The sequence below is a fragment of the Thermomonas sp. genome, from assembly GCF_046293095.1.
Taxonomy (GTDB): domain Bacteria; phylum Pseudomonadota; class Gammaproteobacteria; order Xanthomonadales; family Xanthomonadaceae; genus Thermomonas.
Window position 1 is genome coordinate 223,447 of sequence record NZ_JBKBPN010000004.1, and the last position, 14,039, is coordinate 237,485.

Genomic DNA, 14,039 nt, shown 5'->3' on the forward strand with positions numbered 1-14,039 from the left:
TTTGCTTCGGTGCCGTAGCTTCGACCGGGCCTGTGCATCGGTCGGCTATACTGTGTGTTCCTATAGCTAATGTGTCTTGGCGCGCTCCGGCGCGCCTCGGGAGACGAACGCGCTGATGTCGCAGAACGAACAGACCCCGGGCCAGTCGCCCCAACCTGCCAACACCCCCGCCAGCTCCGGTAACTACGACGCCAACAGCATTACCGCGCTGGAAGGCCTGGAGGCCGTCCGCAAGCGGCCAGGGATGTACATCGGCAATGTCAACGATGGCTCCGGCTTGCACCACATGGTGTTCGAGGTGGTGGACAACGGCGTGGACGAGGCGCTGGCGGGCTATGCCAACGCGGTGCGGGTGACCATCCACGACGACGGTTCGGTCTCGGTCTGGGACAACGGTCGCGGCATTCCGGTGGGCCGGCACGCCAAGGAAAGCGAGAAGCAGGGTCGCGACGTTTCGGCTGCCGAAGTGGTGATGACCGTCCTGCATGCGGGCGGCAAGTTCGACGACAACAGCTACAAAGTGTCCGGCGGCCTGCACGGCGTGGGCGTGTCCGTGGTCAACGCGCTGTCCGAGAAGCTCACCCTCGATATCTGGCGCGATGGGTACCACTGGCAGCAGGAATACCGGCACGGCGAGCCGGTGTATCCGCTGAAGCGACTGGAAGCCTCCGACAAGCGCGGCACCGAAGTGCGCTTCTGGCCGTCGGTGGTCGCGTTCAATCACAACGTCGAGTTCCACTACGACATCCTGGCCCGCCGCCTGCGCGAGCTCAGCTTCCTCAATTCCGGCGTCCGCATCGAGCTGATCGACGAACGTCCGGACGGCAAGCATGACGTCTTCCAGTACGAAGGCGGCATCCGCAGCTTCGTCGAGCACCTGGCGCAGCTGAAGACGCCACTGCATCCCAACGTGATTTCGATCAGCGGCGAACAGGACGGCATCGTGGTCGACTGCGCCGTGCAGTGGAGCGATTCCTACCAGGAAACGATGTACTGCTTCACCAACAACATCCCGCAGAAGGATGGCGGCACCCACCTCACCGGTTTCCGCGCCGCGCTGACCCGCACCCTGACCCGCTATATCGAGAACAGCGGTATCGCCAAGCAGGCCAAGGTGGCGCTGTCGGGCGATGACATGCGCGAGGGCATGATCGCGGTGCTGTCGGTGAAGGTGCCGGATCCGGGGTTCTCCTCGCAGACCAAGGAGAAGCTGGTCACCGAACCGGTGCGTGCGGTGGTCGATGCGATCTTTGCCGAAAAGTTCGAGGAGTTCCTGCAGGAACATCCCAACGAAGCCAGGGCCATCGCCTCCAAGATCGTCGATGCCGCCCGTGCCCGCGAGGCGGCGCGCAAGGCGCGCGACCTGACGCGCCGCAAGGGCGCGCTGGACATCGCCGGCCTGCCCGGCAAGCTGGCCGACTGCCAGGAAAAAGACCCGGCGCTGTCGGAGCTGTTCATCGTCGAGGGCGACTCGGCCGGCGGCAGCGCCAAGCAGGGCCGCAACCGCAAGAACCAGGCGGTGCTGCCGCTGCGCGGCAAGATCCTCAACGTCGAGCGTGCGCGCTTCGACCGCATGCTGGCCAGCGCCGAGGTCGGCACCCTGATCACCGCGCTGGGCACCGGCATCGGTAAGGAGGAGTACAACCCGGACAAGCTGCGTTACCACCGCGTCATCATCATGACCGACGCCGACGTGGACGGCAGCCACATCCGCACCTTGCTGCTGACCTTCTTCTACCGGCAGATGCCGGAGCTGATCGACCGCGGCCACATCTACATCGGCCTGCCGCCGCTGTACAAGATCAAGCAGGGCAAGAACGAGCTGTACCTGAAGGACGATGCCGCGCTGGACGCCTATCTGGCCGGCAACGCGGTGGAAGGCGCCGGCCTGGTGCCGGCCGATGGCGAGCCGGCCATCGAGGGCGTCGCGCTGGAGGGTCTGCTGCTGGCCTACGCGCGTGCCCGTGAAGCGATCGCCCGCAACGCGCACCGGTTCGATCCGGGCGTGCTGGAGGCGCTGATCGACTTCGTCCCGCTGGACGCCGCCAGCGTGGCCGCGCATGGCGACCTGGCCGCCGGCCTGGCCGCATTGGCCGCGCGCCTCAACCAGAGTGGCCTCGGCAAGCCGCGCTACACCCTGCGTTGGCAAGCGGCGCAGGAAGGCCGTCCGGCCGCGCTGCTGATCACCCGCACCCACATGGGCGAGGAGTTGACCCAGGTACTGCCGCAGACGCTGTTCGAGCATGGCGAGCTGAAGCCGCTCCGCGAGGCGGCGGCCCAGCTGCACGGGCTGGTGCGCGAGGGCGCGCGGATCGTGCGCGGCAACAAGGCGCAGCCGATCAGCCGCTTCGCCGAGGCACAGGCGTGGTTGCTCGAAGAAGCCAAGAAGGGCCGCCAGATCCAGCGCTTCAAGGGCCTTGGCGAAATGAACCCCGAGCAACTCTGGGACACCACGGTGAACCCGGACACCCGCCGCCTGCTGCAGGTCAGGCTGGAAGACGCGGTGGCTGCCGATGCCCTGTTCAGCACGCTCATGGGCGATGTGGTGGAACCGCGTCGCGAGTTCATCGAGGACAACGCGCTGAAGGTCGCCAATCTGGACGTTTGACCCGCGCCCGGCTTGACGCGGCTTTCAGCAGGTAGCGGTTACAACGACATTGTCTCGCGGGATCGGAGGACACCATGCAGATCAAGCCTCTTGCAGCAGGCATAGCGTTCACGCTCTCGCTGGTGGCCTGCGTCACCACGACCTCCCCGACCGGGCGCACCCAATATGTGGGTGCGGTGTCCCAGGCGGAGCTGGACCAGATGGGCCTGCAGGCGTTCTCCCAGGCCAAGGCGGAGACCCCGCTGAGCAAGGACGCGCGGCTCAATGCCACCGTGGGTTGCGTGGTGCACGCACTGGCGGCGCAACTGCCGCCGCCGTGGAATGCGGTGCGCTGGGACTATGCGGTATTCCAGAAGGACGAGGCCAATGCGTGGGCGCTGCCGGGTGGCAAGATCGGCGTGTACACCGGCATCTTCCGGGTTGCCAAGGACCAGGACCAACTGGCTGCGGTTCTGGCCCACGAAATCGGCCATGTCATCTCCCGCCATCACGACGAACGAGTGACCCGGCAAGTGCTGGCGCAGGCCGGGCTTGGTGTGGCCGGTGCCCTGGCTGGCTCCCGCTACGGCGATGCCGCACAACAGACCACCGGCCAGCTGGGGGGCGCCGTGCTGGAGGGTGTCTTCCTGCTGCCGAACTCGCGCGTGCAGGAGTCGGAAGCCGACGTGGTCGGGCAGGCGCTGATGGCCAAGGCCGGTTTCGACCCTGAAGGCGCCGTTGCGCTTTGGCGCAACATGGCATCCGCTGGCGGCGCGCGCCCGCCGCGGTGGCTGTCCACCCACCCGGATCCGGAATCGCGCCTGCGCGAGCTGGAGGCGCGGGCAGCCGGACTGGTACCCACCCTGCAGGCGGCCCGCGCGCAGGGACGCAGCCCGCACTGCAGTTGAACGGGTGAAGATCGGCATACGCCGGTACCCTTCACTTTCTGCTACGTTTCCGCATCTCGCCGCGCCTGTCGCGGCCTTCCGGCCTCCGAGGAATCCCCATGACCCAGCAGTCCCGCCGCCCGCTGACCATCGCCTTGGCCACCGCCCTTGGCGTGCTCACCTTGGCCCCGGTTGTTCACGCCGGCCCCCAAGCCACCAGCATGCGCGAAGAGCGCGCCCGCCGGCTCGCGGAGCTGGGCAAGGGTCAGAAAACGGAGCAAGCGCAGGAAGCAAAGCCGGCGCTCTATCCCAACGCAACGCGCCAGTCCCCGGATGCGAAGGCGTCCCCGAAGACCATCAAGCCGCTGCAAAACCTCCAGGCCCTGTTCGAGAAGGATGATTGGGCCGGCGCCATCGCCAAGGCCGAGGAAATCGCCGCCATGCCCATGGCGGGGGCCTACGAGAAATCCTTCGCGTATTCGGTGGCCGGCAATGCCGCCGCCAACATGCAGGACCAGGCCAAGGCCGCCGATTATTTCGCCAAGGCGCTGGACGCCAATGGGTTGGACAACGACGGCCACTACTCGACGATGTTCAACCTGGCGGTCATCCAGTACGGCGAGGAGCGCTATGCCGACGCACTGAAGACCATCGACCGGTTCCTGGCCGAAACCCGCTCGGAGAAGCCGGAGCATCAGGCGCTTCGTGCCGGCATCCTGGCCGGCATGGATCGCCACGACGAAGCCGCCACGATCTACAAGCAGCTCGTGGCGAAGAATCCCGACGACAAGCGCCTGCTGATGAACGCGGTCGCAGCGCTGCAGGGCGCCGACAAGTTTGATGAGGCCAACACCCTGCTGGAAAGTGCCTACAAGCGCGGCATGCTCGCAGAACCGCGCGAACTGCGTGCGCTCTACGTTGGCTACATGAACGCACAGCGCTGGAACGACGCGCAGAAGGTGATGGAGGACGGCGTCGCGAAGGGCATCCTGCAGCCGGGTCCGGAGTTGTCCCGCGACTATCAGGTGCTGGCCCAGAACGCCTACATGGACGACAAGATCCCGCTGGCGATCGAACTCTACAAGCGCGCCGCGCCGATGGCCGCCGACGGCGAGGCCTACCTCAATCTTGCCAAGGTGCTGGACTACGCGGGCAAGAAGGCGGAAGCCAAGGAGGCCGCCAAGCAGGCGCTTGCGAAGGGTGTGAAGAAACCCGAAGACGCCAACCGCATCTTGGCGCGCTGAGACGCAGTGCGCAGTTTGCCGCTTACATCGGATCCTTTGCTTGGAACAAGCCGGGGTAATTGGTATACACTAGGGGATTCCTGCGGCCTTCAGGCTGCATCGTAATCCGCCCCGGTCGCAGCGATCGGGGCCCCCCACAGCAGAGCCGTGCGCATGACGGAACATCTCGCCTACATCGAGAAGAATGACAGCCGTGAAAGCGGCCTTAGCTGGCCGCGTATCGCCGGCTTCAGCTTCGCCATCGCCCTGCATGCGGCCGCGCTGCTCATGCTGCTGGCGCCGTTGTCGCCGCCGGCCCAGGAGGTCGAGAAGAACGACGTGGTGAGCGTCACCTTCATCGAGCCGCCGCCCCCGCCGCCGCCGCCGCCGCCGCCGCCGCCGGAGCAGCCCAAGCCGCTGACCACGCCGCCGAAGACGCTGTCGCCGCCGCGGCCCAGCCCGGTGCCGCCGCCGCCGGAAGATCCGCCTGTCGTGCTGAGCGAGTCCCGCGCCGTTGACGTGGCCGCACCGCCGCCGTCGCCGCCATCGCCGCCGGCCTCGGTTCCGGATATCGGCTCCAGCGTCGATCCGTCCTCGCGCGCCATGAATCCGCCGCGCTATCCGCCGGAGGAACAGCGCCGCGGCATCCAGGGCACCACGATCCTTATCGTGAGCATCGACGCCAACGGCGGCGTGCTGGACGTCGAGGTCGAGAAGTCCAGCGGCAACCGCAACCTGGACCGCGCCGCGGTCACCGCCGCCAAGCGCTGGCGGTTCAACCCCGAGGTCAAGAACGGCCAGAAAGTTGCCAGTCGCGTTCGCGTCCCGGTCGAATTCAAGCTGTAACCGCTGTACCGCTCCAACCGTTCCACCCCCGCGTCACACTCTCTTGAACCACTTCATCCACGACATCCAAGGGTAAGCGTATGTTGCAAGAAACTGCTGCCGCCGCACCTGCCGCCGCCGGAGGCAACAACGCCGCCGCGCTGCAGCAGATGGGCTTTGACCATCTGATCCAGAACTTCGACATCGTCGGCTGGATCGTGTTCCTGACCTTGAGCATCATGTCCGTGATGTCCTGGTACTGGATCATCATGAACTTCATCAAGAACATGCGTCTGCGCAGCCGCGCCGATCGCGTCGTCAATACGTTCTGGGAAACCCCGAACGCGCAGGACGCGATCCGCTTCATGGAAGAGCAGCCCAAGTGGGAGCCCTTCTCCAAGATCGCGCTCGATGCCGCTCAGGCCGCCGCGCACCACTCCCGCCACGACGGTTCCAAGCTGGCCGAGTCGCTGAACCGCTCCGAGTTCGTCGACCGTGCCCTGCGCCAGGCCGTGACCCGCGAGTCGCTGAACCTGGAGTCCGGCCTGACCGTGCTGGCGACCACCGGTTCCTCGGCTCCGTTCGTCGGCCTGCTGGGTACCGTGTGGGGCATCTACCACGCGCTGATCAAGATCGGTTCGTCGGGCGACGCCTCGATCTCCGCGGTGGCCGGCCCAGTGGGCGAGGCGCTGATCATGACCGCGATTGGTCTGTTCGTGGCGATCCCGGCGCTGCTGGCGTACAACGCCTTTGTGCGCGCGAACCGCATCACCAACAACCAGTTCGACACCTTCGCGCACGACCTGCACGACTTCTTCGCCACCGGCGCTCGCGTCGGCGACGCGAGCGGCAAGCGCTGATCGCCTTTGCGAGCAGCTATTCTGACGGAGGCCCCTGACCATGGCAGTAAGTGTCGGTAACAAGGAAGACGGCGCGCCGATGGCCGAAATCAACGTCACGCCCCTCGTGGACGTGATGTTGGTCCTGCTGATCATCTTCATGATCACCACGCCGCTGATGAACCACAAGGTCAAGGTGCAGCTGCCGGAAGCGGTGGTCCTGAAAAAGGAAGAGAAGAAGCAGCAAGTTCCGCCGATCACTATTTCAGTGACCGAAGCGGGCGAGCTTTTCCTCAACGACGAGCCCACGACCCGGCAGGCGATCGAAAGCCGCCTGTCGGTCGAGGCGCAGAAGACCCCGCAGCCGCCGGTGCAGATCCGTGGCGACAAGACCACGCCGTACCGGTTGATCAACGAGGTCGTCAAGATCGCGCAGGCGCAGGGCATGGCGAAGGTCGGCTTCATCACCACGCCGCCCAAGAAAGGGCAGTAAGGAGAACGCAAGATGGCCTTTGCCAAAGCCAGTGCAGGCGCGATGGCGGACATCAACGTCACGCCGCTGATCGACGTGATGCTGGTGCTGCTCATCATCTTCATGGTGACGATGCCGATCCAGTCGGTGCCGGTCGATGTCGACCTGCCGCAGAAGACGGACAAGCCGCCGGAGAATCCGAAGGAACCGCCGGATCCGATCGAACTGCGGATCGACGCCTCGGGCCAGGTCTTCTGGAACAACTCGCCGACGCCGGTCAGCGCGCTGCAGAAGATGATGGAAGAGGAAGTCGCCCGCGATCCCACCAACCAGCCGGAACTGCAGATCGACACCAACGAATCAGCGGAGTACGGCGTGTTGGCCAAGGTGCTGGCGGCCGCCAAGAACGCCGAGATGATGAAGATCGGCTTCGTCCAGAAATAAGCAATTCAGGCCCTGGCTTTCAGGGCACGTCGTGGATGACGAAACGCCGCCTCCGGGCGGCGTTTTTTTGTGCAAGGGGTTGGCGGAAGCCAATACCGGGCCGGCTGTTCCAGTGGGCCGGCATCCCGTTGGAAGACCGGGCGCCGTCGCCAGTCAAGACAAGCTGCCCAGATGGGCTCAGCCAGCGGGGCGCGCCGCGTCAACGATGCGACGGTAAGCACGCACGGTCGCATCCAGGCCCGCGTACAGCGCTTCGCCAATCAGCGCATGGCCGATCGACACCTCGCGCACGTTGGGCACCGCGGCGAGGAACGCCGCAAGATTGGCCTGGCTCAGGTCGTGGCCGGCGTTGACCTGCAGGCCGGCCGATTGGGCGCGTCGTGCCGTATCCGCCGCCGCTGCCAAGGCGGTCTCCGGCGTGCCGGCAGCGTAGGCGGCCGCGTACGGCCCGGTGTAGAGCTCGACGCGATCGGCACCCACCGCCGCCGCCTGCCCGACCGCAGGATCCCCCACGTCGACGAATACGCTGACCCGGCAACCCAGCGCCTTGAACGCGGCGATGAGCGGACGTAGGGCCGCACCGTCCCGGGCGAAATCGAAGCCATGGTCGGAGGTCAGCTGGCCATCGCCATCAGGAACCAGCGTCACCTGCGCGGGGCGAACCGCCTCGCACAGCGCCAGCAGCCCGGGATAGCCGGGCCGGGGCGCTGCGAAGGGATTGCCTTCCACATTGAACTCGACGCCGCGGGCAGCGCACAGCGCACCCAGCGCATGCACGTCGTCGGTGCGGATATGACGGCCATCAGGACGCGGATGCACGGTCAACCCGTGTGCACCCGCATCTAGGCAGGCAACGCCGGCAGCGACGACATCGGGATCGCGCCCGCCGCGTGAGTTGCGCAGGACGGCGATCTTGTTGAGGTTGACGCTGAGCGCGGTCATGTCGCGGGGCCGGAGGCGTCGCGGTCCTGCTGGCGCGCTTGTGCCTGTTCGCGCAATCGGCGCAGTTCGGCCGGGTCAAGCATCGCGCTTGCATCGCGCCCACTTCCGGCGACCCGCGCCTGGTACAGACCCAGCACCCACAGAATGAAGAACACCAGTGCCGCCAGCAGGCAGCCGGCCAGCACGCCGACCGAGGTGGTGATAAAGGCAAGGGCCATGGCGGCGATGGCCAGCAGCAGGAACAACCAGTGCATGCGCGCGGCTCCGGATCGGACCTGCGCAGTTTACGCCGCGGCGTGGCTTACAGCAGGGGGGCCATCAGGCGCGCCAGGGCTTCGGGCAACCGGGCCGTGAACAGGGGCCGGTTGCGGTCGGCGCGCACCCGCGGGGCGAAAGCGAATTCGCCCTCCACCAGCGCTGCCAATGTGGCGGCAACGGCGGCATCCTCGAACAGTAGCGAGGCCTCGAAGTTGAGCCGAAAGCTGCGGTGGTCGAAGTTGGCGCTGCCGATGATCGCCAGCTGGTCGTCAACCAGCAGTGTCTTGCTGTGTAGCATGCGCGGGCCGTATTCGTAGACCTTCACCCCAGCGGCCAGCAGCTCGTCGTAGTAGGAGCGCATGCACCAGGTGACCAGACGGCTGTCGCTGGTTCTCGGCACCAGCAGGCGCACGTCCAGCCCGCCCAGTGCCGCCGAAGTCAGCGCCATCATCGCAGCCTCGCCGGGGACAAAGTAAGGTGTGGACAACCAGACGCGCCGGTTGGCGGCGTGGATGGCGCTGACCTGCACCCGATGGATCGCCTCCCACGGCGAATCCGGCCCCGAGGTGAGCAGCTGGGAACGGATCGGGCCCACCTGCGCTGGCGGCATCGCCCGCGCCACGTCGCCGATGAAGTCCTTGCGCTGCGTGGCATAGGCCCAGTCTTCGACGAATACTTCCTGCAGGGAGCGGACGATGTCGCCTTCCACCCGAAGATGCAGGTCGCGATAGGCATCGGGGCGCAACCGCTCGTCTTCTTCATCGGTGATGTTGATGCCGCCGAGGAAGCCGACCGCGCCATCGATGACCACCAGCTTCCGATGGGTGCGCAGGTTCATCCAGGGCCGTTTCCAGAGCATCCACGGACGCACTGGATGGAACCAAGCCAGCTCGCCGCCGGCTGCCAGCAACGGAGCGAAAAAACGGGCTTTGGCACGGCTGGAGCCGATTGCGTCCAGCAGCAGGCGGACCTTCACCCCGGCCCGGGCGCGCTCGACTAGCGCGTTGAGCAGGGCGCTGCCGGTACGGTCGGGGTTGTAGATGTAGTACTCCAGATGGATGTGGTCGTGCGCCCCCGCGATGGCCTCCAGCAACGCGGGGTATGTGTTGCCGCCGTCCACCAGCAGGCGCACGTCGCGTGCGGTGCTGGGTGCAAGGCCGGTGGTGGCATGCGCCAGGGTGCGCAGCTCGACGCTTTCCTGCCCGCCTGTGTCCGGGTAGAGCACGGCATGGTGGCGCCGGCGCCGGGCACGATGACGCTTGATCCGCTGCGGTCCGAAGAAGTAATAGACCAAAAAGCCGAGGTAGGGCAGCGCCGCCAGGCTGATCAGCCAGCTCAGCGTGGCCACCGGTTCGCGTTTCTGCAGCAGGATCCAGCCGCCCAGCCAGAGGAAATACAGCAACCAGCCCGCGAACAGCCATGTTTTCAGATGGGGGATCGCAAGCAGGGCGTCCCAGAGGGGGGTGAAGCCGGGCATGGGTGGCGTCCTTGGTCGCGGCACGTGCGACGGCCACAGCGTAGGCTGCGCGGATGGAGATTGCATCCATTCCACCCTCGCCCGGGGAGGATGCCCGGCGCGTGCAGGCACCCGTCCGCGGCCGTGGTGCCGCCTCTTGGGTTGCGGGACGCTTTGAAACGCGCGCGCAGGTTGGCGAAGACGATGGCTGGGGCTCGGTGTACGACGCGCTGGCGGAAGCGCCGGCACTGCGCACGCAGGTCGCCGAGGAGCGCGCGCGCCGCATCATCAGCCGCAACGCTTCGCCGGACATCGGTTTCTCGCAGTCGGTCAACCCTTATCGCGGTTGCGAGCACGGCTGCGTCTATTGCTTTGCGCGCCCATCGCATGCCTACCTGAACCTGTCGCCGGGGCTGGATTTCGAAACCAGGCTGTTCGCCAAGACCAACGCGGCCGAGTTGTTGCGCGCCGAGCTTGCCAAGCCGGGTTACGTGCCTGCGCCCATCGCACTGGGCATCAACACCGACGGTTGGCAGCCGATCGAGCGCCGCTACAGCATCAGCCGTGCCTGCCTGGAGGTGCTGCGGGAAACCCGCCATCCGCTCAGCATCGTCACCAAAGGCAGCGCGCTGCTGCGCGACCTCGACCTGCTGGCCGCGCTGGCGCGGGACGGGTTGGCCAGCGTCTACGTCTCGGTCACCACGCTGGACAACGGGCTGTCGGCCGCGCTGGAACCGCGTGCCGCCGCGCCGCACACGCGATTGAAATTGATCTCGGCGCTGCGCGAAGCGGGCGTACCGGTGGGCGTGCTGGTGGCGCCGGTGATCCCGGCGATCACCGACGCGCATCTCGAGCGCATCCTGGCCGCGGCGCGCGAGGCCGGTGCGCAGTCCGCGAGCTACGTGTTGCTGCGCTTGCCGCACGAGTTGAAGGATATCTGGCGCGAATGGTTGCGCCTGCACTATCCGGACCGCGCCGCCCACGTGATGAGCCTGCTCCGGCAGATGCGCGGCGGCAAGGACTATGACAGCGCATTCGGTACCCGCATGCGCGGCGAAGGGCCGTTCGCCGACCTGATCGCCCTGCGTTTTGCCAAGGCGCGTCGCAGATGCGGTTACGGCGCGCTGCCGCCCTTGCGTACCGACCTGTTCGTGCGGCCACAGCCGGACTCGCCGCAGGGCGAGTTGTTCTGAGCGCTCAGCCGGGGATGGGCAGCAGCGGCCCGCCCATCCACAGCCAACGGGCCATCCAGGCGCTGACCAGGCCGATCAGCACGGTCAGCGGCAGGCCGATACGCAGGAAATCGCCGAACCGGTACTGGCCGGGACGCAGGATCAGCAGGTTGCCGTGATGGCCGATGGGGGTCAGGAAGGCAACCACCGCACCCAGCGCCGTACAGACCACGAAAGGTGCTGGCGGCAGGTCCAAGACCTGCGCGGTGGCGATCGAGATCGGGCCCAGCAACGCGGTGGTGGCGGCATCGCTCATCACCTGGGTCAGCAGCGCCGCCAGCGAGAACATCACCAGCAGGATCGCCAGCGGCGACCAGTGTTCGATGAAATGGGACAGCCACTGCGCCAGCAGCGCGGCGGTGCCGGTTTGTTCCATTGCGATGCCCAGCGGGATGACGCCTGCGATCATCACGAAGATACGCACGTCGATGCCGCGGTACGCCTGTTCCACGTCGATGCAGCGGGTCGCCACCATGGCCACTGCTCCGGCCAGGAACGCCAATGGCGGCGACAGCCATTCGGTGGCGGCGGCCAGCACGGTCAGGCCCAGGATGGCCAGCGCCAGCGGCGCGCGCAGGCGCCGCTTGGCCTCACCCGCAAACGGCACCAACATCAAGAAGCCGTGGTGTGCGGCCAGTTCCGCGAAGCGCGCAGGCCGCCCCCACAGCACCAGCAGGTCGCCTTCGCGCAGGCGTGCGTCGGACAGCCGGTCGGCCATCTGCTCGCCGCGCCGCCACAGGCCGGCGATCACGGTGTGGAAGCGGCGGGCGAAATCCAGTTCACGGATGCTGCGGCCAATGAATTCCGAACCCGGCGCCACCACGGCCTGTACCAGCTGCGTTTTGCCATCGCCGCTGGCCAGACCGCCGAAGCGGGCAACGGCATTGAGGTCGAGGCCGACATCCTCGTGCAGCGACATCAGTTCGTCGGCCGCTGCCTCCACCAGCAGCACGTCGCCGGCCAGCAGCGGGCTGCTGGCGCCCAGGTCGTCACGACGCACGCCGTCACGCAGCCAGCCCAGCAGGCGGAAACGTTCGCCCAATGCTTTCTGCAGCTCGGCCAAGGGGCGCGTGCACCAATGGCCGTCCTTCACCACCACCAGCTCGGTGCGGTAACGGTCCAGGCGCAGGTAGTCATCCTCGTTCTGTTCGCCACTGTGCTTGGGCAGCAGCCAGCGGGTCAGCAGCATGTAGGCGGTGCCCACCAGCACCAGCGCAATGCCGATCGGCGTGATCGAGAAAATCCCCAGCCCTTCGGCGCCGGCACGCACCAGCATGTCGTTGGCCAGCAGGAAAGCCGGCGCGCTGAACAGGGTCAACGTGGTGCCCAGCGAGGCCGCCAGCGACATCGGCATCAGCAGGCGTGAAGCCGGCAGGCGGCGATTGCGCGCATGCCGCAGCAGCAGCGGCAGCATCATCGCGGTGACCATCACGTGGTGGGTGAACGAGGCCAGCAACGCCACCATCGGCATGACCACCGCGATGGTGCGCCACTCGTGGTTGCCTGACGCACGCTCCACCCAACGACCGAGCTTCTCGCTGATGCCGGTGGCGCCGAGGGCGCCGGAAATGACGAACACCGCCGCCACGATGATGGCCGGTTCGCTGGAGAACCCCGACAGCGCCTGCTTGTCGCTCAGGACGCCGGTCAACACCAGCGCCAGCAGGATCAGCATCGCGGTCACGTCGACCCGCAGCTTCTCGCTGATGAACAGATACAGGCCGCCTGCCAGGATTAGGCCGAAGGCGAGGGGGGGCCACAGGTGCGGGTCAAGGTGCATGGAGGCATTCTGCCGCAGGCGCCGTCAAGGCGTGCTGCCGGAGTGTCCACTCAGGCCAATGCGGCGTCATGGGCGCGGTGGTAGGCCTCCGCGGCCTCCACTTCCGCTTTCGAACCCAGGAATACCGGTACCCGCTGGTGCAGGCCGCTGGGCTGGACCTCCAGCATGCGCTGGCGGCCGGTGCTGGCGGCGCCGCCGGCCTGTTCCACCAGCAGGCTCATCGGGTTGGCCTCGTACATCAGCCGCAGCTTGCCACCCTTGGGCGCGCACTTGCTGTCCAGCGGATAGCTGAAGATGCCGCCGCGGGTGAGGATGCGGTGCACGTCGGCCACCATCGAGGCGATCCAGCGCATGTTGAAGTCCTTGCCGCGCGGCCCGTCCTTGCCCAGCAGCAGGTCACCGACGTAGCGCTGCATCGGCGGTTCCCAGAAGCGCTGGTTGGACATGTTGACCGCGAATTCCCGGGTTTCCTCCGGGATGCGCATGCCGCGGGTGGTCAGCATGAAGCTGCCGACCTCGCGGTCCAGGGTGAAGGCGTGGGTGCCGTGGCCGACGGTGAGGACCAGCGTGGTCTGCGGACCGTACACGCAGTAACCGGCCGCGACCTGCGCGGTGCCGGGCTGCAGGAAGTGTGCGTCCTCCGGCGTGGTCACGCCCTCCGGGCAGCGCAGCACCGAGAAGATGGTGCCCACCGAGACGTTGACGTCGATGTTGGAGCTGCCGTCCAGCGGATCGAACAGCAGCAGGTAGTTGCCGCGCGGATAGACGTCCGGAATCGGCTGGCTGTGGTCCATCTCCTCCGACGCCAGCCCGGCCAGATGGCCACCCCACGCGTTGGCTTCCAGCAGCACGTCGTTGGCGATGACGTCCAGCTTCTTCTGCGCCTCGCCCTGCACGTTGATGCTGGCCTGCCCGGCCTCGCCGGCGTCGCCCAGCACGCCGCCCAGCGCGCCCTTGCCCACCGCAATCGAGATGCGCTTGCAGGCGCGTGCCACCACTTCCACCAGCAGGCGCAACTCGGGGTTGATGCGGTCGGCACGCTGTTCTTCGATGAGGAAGCGGGTCAGCGAAATCTGGGCTTGCGTCACGGGCAC

At 66.8% G+C, this 14,039-nt stretch carries 13 protein-coding genes; 8 read left to right on the forward strand and 5 right to left on the reverse strand.

Annotated elements, in window-relative coordinates; translation table 11 throughout:
* The first annotated feature begins 115 nt into the window (after positions 1-115).
* The 7 genes from gyrB to ACK4SG_RS09760 all read left to right on the forward strand — a co-directional run bounded on the left by gyrB (position 116) and on the right by ACK4SG_RS09760 (position 7,277).
* The gene (gene gyrB / locus ACK4SG_RS09730; protein WP_409601543.1) at positions 116-2,608 is read left to right on the forward strand and encodes a DNA topoisomerase (ATP-hydrolyzing) subunit B; all 2,493 of its coding nucleotides are present in this window, start codon (positions 116-118) and stop codon (positions 2,606-2,608) included.
* A gap of 80 nt (positions 2,609-2,688) precedes the next feature.
* Positions 2,689-3,495 (forward strand): M48 family metallopeptidase, encoded by an 807-nt coding sequence (locus ACK4SG_RS09735; protein WP_409601588.1) that lies wholly within the window; start codon positions 2,689-2,691, stop codon positions 3,493-3,495.
* A 98-nt stretch (positions 3,496-3,593) separates the two neighbouring features.
* Positions 3,594-4,718, forward strand: a complete 1,125-nt coding sequence (locus ACK4SG_RS09740) for a hypothetical protein (protein WP_409601544.1) — start codon at positions 3,594-3,596, stop codon at positions 4,716-4,718.
* Positions 4,719-4,871: 153 nt separating this feature from the next.
* Positions 4,872-5,543, forward strand: coding sequence for an energy transducer TonB (locus ACK4SG_RS09745; RefSeq protein WP_409601545.1), 672 nt, complete (start codon positions 4,872-4,874; stop codon positions 5,541-5,543).
* An 80-nt stretch (positions 5,544-5,623) separates the two neighbouring features.
* Complete coding sequence (locus ACK4SG_RS09750; protein ID WP_409601546.1) at positions 5,624-6,382, forward strand: MotA/TolQ/ExbB proton channel family protein; 759 nt, start codon at positions 5,624-5,626, stop codon at positions 6,380-6,382.
* 40 nt (positions 6,383-6,422) lie between these two features.
* On the forward strand, positions 6,423-6,854 hold the full coding sequence (locus ACK4SG_RS09755) for an ExbD/TolR family protein (protein ID WP_409601547.1): 432 nt from the start codon (positions 6,423-6,425) through the stop codon (positions 6,852-6,854).
* Positions 6,855-6,866: 12 nt separating this feature from the next.
* On the forward strand, positions 6,867-7,277 hold the full coding sequence (locus ACK4SG_RS09760; protein ID WP_409601548.1) for an ExbD/TolR family protein: 411 nt from the start codon (positions 6,867-6,869) through the stop codon (positions 7,275-7,277).
* Positions 7,278-7,454: 177 nt separating this feature from the next.
* On the opposite strand, the gene ACK4SG_RS09765 is transcribed toward ACK4SG_RS09760, so the two are convergent.
* The 3 genes from ACK4SG_RS09765 to cls are packed head-to-tail and all read right to left on the reverse strand — an operon-like array spanning position 7,455 to position 9,954.
* A complete protein-coding gene (locus ACK4SG_RS09765) occupies positions 7,455-8,219 on the reverse strand; it encodes a pyridoxine 5'-phosphate synthase (protein ID WP_409601549.1) in 765 nt (254 codons plus the stop codon).
* Positions 8,216-8,473: a hypothetical protein gene (locus ACK4SG_RS09770; RefSeq protein WP_409601550.1), complete on the reverse strand. Its 258-nt coding sequence runs from the start codon at positions 8,471-8,473 to the stop codon at positions 8,216-8,218. Before ACK4SG_RS09770 ends, ACK4SG_RS09765 begins: the two co-directional genes overlap by 4 nt.
* A gap of 47 nt (positions 8,474-8,520) precedes the next feature.
* Positions 8,521-9,954: a cardiolipin synthase gene (gene cls / locus ACK4SG_RS09775; protein ID WP_409601551.1), complete on the reverse strand. Its 1,434-nt coding sequence runs from the start codon at positions 9,952-9,954 to the stop codon at positions 8,521-8,523.
* Between the two features lie 53 nt (positions 9,955-10,007).
* Between cls and ACK4SG_RS09780 the strand changes: the two genes are divergently transcribed.
* Entirely contained in the window at positions 10,008-11,126 is a 1,119-nt protein-coding gene (locus tag ACK4SG_RS09780) for a PA0069 family radical SAM protein (protein ID WP_409601552.1), read from the forward strand.
* A 4-nt stretch (positions 11,127-11,130) separates the two neighbouring features.
* On the opposite strand, the gene ACK4SG_RS09785 is transcribed toward ACK4SG_RS09780, so the two are convergent.
* Both ACK4SG_RS09785 and ACK4SG_RS09790 read right to left on the reverse strand, forming a co-directional pair.
* The gene (locus ACK4SG_RS09785) at positions 11,131-12,945 is read right to left on the reverse strand and encodes an SLC13 family permease (protein ID WP_409601553.1); all 1,815 of its coding nucleotides are present in this window, start codon (positions 12,943-12,945) and stop codon (positions 11,131-11,133) included.
* Positions 12,946-12,995: 50 nt separating this feature from the next.
* The gene (locus ACK4SG_RS09790; protein ID WP_409601554.1) at positions 12,996-14,033 is read right to left on the reverse strand and encodes a class 1 fructose-bisphosphatase; all 1,038 of its coding nucleotides are present in this window, start codon (positions 14,031-14,033) and stop codon (positions 12,996-12,998) included.
* Positions 14,034-14,039 lie beyond the last annotated feature (6 nt).